Source organism: Streptomyces sp. NPDC002785 (genome assembly GCF_040295565.1).
GTDB lineage: Bacteria > Actinomycetota > Actinomycetes > Streptomycetales > Streptomycetaceae > Streptomyces.
In genome coordinates this window covers 1-4,632 of the sequence record NZ_JBEOVN010000324.1, presented here as the reverse complement: position 1 = coordinate 4,632, position 4,632 = coordinate 1, and the positions used below count along the sequence as shown (strand labels likewise).

Here is a 4,632-nt window from a genome sequence, read left to right as displayed (position 1 = left end):
TTGGGCGGGGCCACCCCCCCGCGGGCGGCCCCCCCCCCCCCCGCGCGCCCCGCCGCTTCTGTCGCACGGCAGCCCGAGCTACTTCACCGGCTCCGGCTCCGGTGCGTCCGACGGCTCCGCCTCGCCGGCCGGGTCGGCCGGGGCCTTCACGGAGTCCAGCAGCAGCTGCGATACGTCGACCACCTGGACCGACTCCTTCGCCTTGACGCCCGCGGCAGAGCCGCTGTCGGACGCAGCCTTCTTGCCGTTGACCGAGTCGGTCAGCATGACCAGGCAGAACGGGCAGGCGGTGGAGACGATGTCCGGGTTGAGGGAGAGGGCCTCGTCGACGCGCTCGTTGTTGATGCGCTTGCCGATCCGCTCCTCCATCCACATCCGGGCACCACCGGCACCGCAGCAGAAGCCGCGCTCCTTGTGGCGGTGCATCTCCTGCTGGCGCAGGCCGGGAACGGCGGACATGATCTCGCGCGGCGGGGTGTAGATCTTGTTGTGACGGCCCAGGTAGCACGGGTCGTGGTACGTGATCAGGCCCTCGACCGGGGTCACCGGGATCAGCTTGCCCTCGTCGATGAGGTGCTGGAGCAGCTGGGTGTGGTGGATGACCTCGTACTCGCCGCCGAGCTGCGGGTACTCGTTCGCGATGGTGTTGAAGCAGTGCGGGCAGGTCGCGACGATCTTCTTCGACGACTTCGGCTTCTTCGTCGACTCGTCCTCGTCGTCCTCACCGAACGCCATGTTCAGCATCGCGACATTTTCCTGGCCGAGCTGCTGGAACAGCGGCTCGTTGCCCAGGCGGCGGGCCGAGTCACCCGTGCATTTCTCGTCCCCGCCCATGATCGCGAACTTGACGCCTGCGATGTGGAGGAGTTCCGCGAAGGCCTTCGTGGTCTTCTTGGCCCGGTCCTCCAGGGCGCCCGCGCAGCCGACCCAGTACAGGTAGTCGATCTCCGACAGGTCCTCGACGTCCTTGCCGACGATCGGGACCTCGAAGTCGACCTCCTTGGTCCACTCGACGCGCTGCTTCTTGGCGAGCCCCCAGGGGTTGCCCTTCTTCTCCAGGTTCTTGAGCATCGTGCCCGCCTCGGACGGGAACGCGGACTCGATCATCACCTGGTAGCGGCGCATGTCGACGATGTGGTCGATGTGCTCGATGTCGACCGGGCACTGCTCCACGCACGCACCGCAGGTGGTGCAGGACCACAGCACGTCCGGGTCGATGACGCCGTTCTCCTCGGCCGTGCCGATCAGAGGGCGCTCGGCCTCCGCGAGAGCCGCGGCCGGGACGTCCTTCAGCTGCTCCTCGGATGCTTTCTCGTTGCCCTCCATGTCCTTGCCGCCACCGGCCAGCAGATACGGGGCCTTGGCGTGCGCGTGGTCGCGCAGGGACATGATCAGGAGCTTCGGGGAGAGCGGCTTGCCCGTGTTCCAGGCCGGGCACTGCGACTGGCAGCGACCGCACTCCGTGCACGTGGAGAAGTCGAGGATGCCCTTCCAGGAGAACTGCTCGACCTGGGAGACACCGAAGACGTCGTCCTCGCCCGGGTCCTCGAAGTCGATCTCCTTGCCGCCCGACGTCATCGGCTGCAGCGCGCCGAGCGCCGACTCCCCGTCCGCGTTCCGCTTGAACCAGATGTTCGGGAAGCCGAGGAAGCGGTGCCAGGCGACACCCATGTTGGTGTTGAGAGAGACCGTGATCATCCAGATCAGCGAGGTGCCGATCTTGATCATCGCGGTGAAGTAGATGAGGTTCTGCAGCGTGCCGAGCGCGAGCCCCTTGAACGCGAGGACCAGGGGGTACGAGATGAAGTACGAGGCCTCGTAGCCCTCCACGTGGTGGATCGCGCCTTCCAGACCGCGCAGGGTCAGGATCGCCAGGCCGATGACGAGGATGACGTACTCGACGAAGTACGCCTGCCAGGCCTTGGAGCCCGCGAAGCGGGACTTGCGGCCGGCCCGCGAGGGCAGGTTCAGCAGCCGGATGGCGATCAGTACGAGGATGCCGACCGTCGTCATCAGACCGATGAACTCGGTGTACATCTCGAACGGCGGCCAGTTGCCGATGATCGGCAGGACCCAGTCGGCCTTGAAGAGCTGTCCGTACGCCTGGAGCAGCGTCGGCGGCAGCGTCAGGAAGCCGATGGCGACGAACCAGTGCGCGAAGCCGACGATCCCCCACCGGTTCATCCGGGTGTGGCCGAGGAACTCCTTGACCAGGGTGATCGTGCGCTGCTTCGGGTTGTCGGTGCGGCTGCCTGCCGGGACCGGCTGTCCGAGCATGACGAACCGGTAGATCTGCGCGACGGCTCGGGCGATGAGCGCAACGCCGACCACAGTCAGCACCAGCGACACGATGATCGCGGCGAGTTGCATTTGGGGGCTCCTCGGGCCTGCGAGGGTGGGATCCAGCGTCTACAAGCGAATGCTGGCAAATACTAAGCAGTAACTTAATCAGTCTGTGCTGACACTATCCACTTATTCCGCCGCGCTGTAGCCGCACCGGCGGTGATCTGTGTCGCTCAGGTGTGCCTTGCCGTGCCGGGTGAGTCCGGGGATCGCCCTGCACAGCGGAGCCTGTACGGCTCTCGCCAGGATGGCCAGGTCGAGTCCCACCCAGTGGTGCTCGGCGTAGTGCTGGTCGAGCAGGGCCGGCTCGTCCCACGGCATTCCGGAGCGGGAGCGTACCTGCGCCAGGCCCGTGAGGCCCGGTTTCAGTTCCTGCCGCCAGTGTCTCGCGGCGGTGACGGCGAAGGTTTGAGGGGTGTCGCAATCGGCTCCGGGGGGCCGGGCCCGCTCGTCGTCCGGAGCCAGGGGCTCCGGGCCGACCAGGGAGAGGTCTCCCCGTACGACGTGCGGCAGCCGGGAGAGCAGATCCAGCCGCAGCCGCCGGGTGCGCAGCGAGTGCAGTACGAAGAGGCGGCCGCCCAGGCCGATCCGGGGTGAGCGGGTCAGTACGCCACCGGGGGGCCGCTGCGCCGCGAGGGCGAGGGCGCCCGCGGCGAGCAGGGGGGTGGCAAGGGCCAGCAGGACCGAGCCGAGGGCCACGTCCAGTACGCGCTTGGCCGACGGCCATGATGCCTGCCTCCATTGCGGCAGCCACGCCCATGTCCACACCTGCGGCTGTGTCCGCAGATGGGCCGGCCTGCGGACACGCCTCTGCGTCCGCCTCTGCCTCTGCCTCTGTGTCTGCATCGTTCGCACCTGCCTGGGGTCGGGTGGATCGAGTGCCGGTTTTGCGTGGCTCACGGCGTTTTGTAACAGAACAATCCCATGGCGCGATGACGGGGGTGGGCTGCGTGAGCCGCGAGGCGGGCGGGTGTCGCCCTTGATCTCCCCTGTGCGCGCGAGGCGCATGCACGATAGTTGAGTCCACTCGACTCAACTCTGTTGACACTGGTGCGAGTGTCATGCATCCTTGAGCCAGTTCCACTCAAGTAGTCAAGCTGGAGGAATTGAAATGGCACGTGCGGTCGGCATCGACCTGGGCACGACTAACTCCGTCGTCAGCGTTCTCGAAGGCGGCGAGCCCACCGTCATCACCAACGCAGAGGGCGCCAGGACCACGCCGTCCGTCGTCGCCTTCGCGAAGAACGGCGAGGTGCTGGTCGGCGAGGTCGCCAAGCGCCAGGCAGTGACCAACGTCGACAGGACCATCCGCTCAGTCAAGCGCCACATGGGCACTGACTGGAAGATCGACCTGGACGGCAAGAGCTTCAACCCGCAGCAGATGAGCGCCTTCATCCTGCAGAAGCTGAAGCGGGACGCCGAGTCGTACCTGGGCGAGAAGGTGACCGACGCGGTCATCACCGTCCCCGCGTACTTCAACGACTCCGAGCGTCAGGCGACGAAGGAAGCCGGCGAGATCGCGGGCCTGAACGTCCTGCGTATCGTCAACGAGCCGACGGCCGCCGCGCTGGCGTACGGGCTCGACAAGGACGACCAGACGATCCTCGTCTTCGACCTCGGTGGCGGCACCTTCGACGTATCGCTGCTGGAGATCGGCGACGGCGTCGTCGAGGTGAAGGCCACCAACGGTGACAACCACCTCGGTGGTGACGACTGGGACCAGCGCGTCGTCGACTACCTGGTGAAGCAGTTCGCCAACGGTCACGGTGTGGACCTGTCCAAGGACAAGATGGCTCTCCAGCGTCTGCGCGAGGCTGCGGAGAAGGCGAAGATCGAGCTCTCGTCCTCGACCGAGACCACGATCAACCTGCCCTACATCACGGCGTCCGCCGAGGGCCCGCTGCACCTGGACGAGAAGCTCACGCGCTCGCAGTTCCAGCAGCTCACCGCTGATCTCCTGGACCGCTGCAAGACCCCGTTCCACAACGTCATCAAGGATGCGGGCATCCAGCTCTCCGAGATCGACCACGTCGTTCTCGTCGGTGGCTCCACCCGTATGCCGGCCGTCGCCGAGCTCGTCAAGGAGCTGACCGGTGGCCAGGAGGCCAACAAGGGTGTGAACCCGGACGAGGTCGTCGCCATCGGTGCCTCGCTCCAGGCCGGTGTCCTCAAGGGCGAGGTCAAGGACGTCCTGCTGCTCGACGTCACCCCGCTGTCCCTCGGTATCGAGACCAAGGGCGGCATCATGACGAAGCTCATCGAGCGCAACACCACGATCCCGACCAAGCG

3 protein-coding genes are annotated in these 4,632 nt (G+C 66.5%); 1 reads left to right on the top strand and 2 read right to left on the bottom strand.

Annotation, left to right across the window (positions count from 1 at the left end; translation table 11 throughout):
- Positions 1-78: 78 nt before the first annotated feature.
- Together ABTZ94_RS36295 and ABTZ94_RS36290 are read right to left on the bottom strand one after the other, a co-directional pair.
- Positions 79-2,370 carry a (Fe-S)-binding protein gene (locus ABTZ94_RS36295; protein ID WP_351207512.1) on the bottom strand — a complete coding sequence of 764 codons (2,292 nt, stop codon included), beginning with the start codon at positions 2,368-2,370 and terminating at the stop codon, positions 79-81.
- A 102-nt stretch (positions 2,371-2,472) separates the two neighbouring features.
- On the bottom strand, positions 2,473-3,111 hold the full coding sequence (locus ABTZ94_RS36290; protein WP_502967369.1) for a sugar transferase: 639 nt from the start codon (positions 3,109-3,111) through the stop codon (positions 2,473-2,475).
- A 343-nt stretch (positions 3,112-3,454) separates the two neighbouring features.
- Between ABTZ94_RS36290 and dnaK the strand changes: the two genes are divergently transcribed.
- Positions 3,455-4,632: molecular chaperone DnaK (gene dnaK, locus ABTZ94_RS36285; protein ID WP_351207508.1), on the top strand; the 1,178-nt coding region annotated here is incomplete at its 3' end.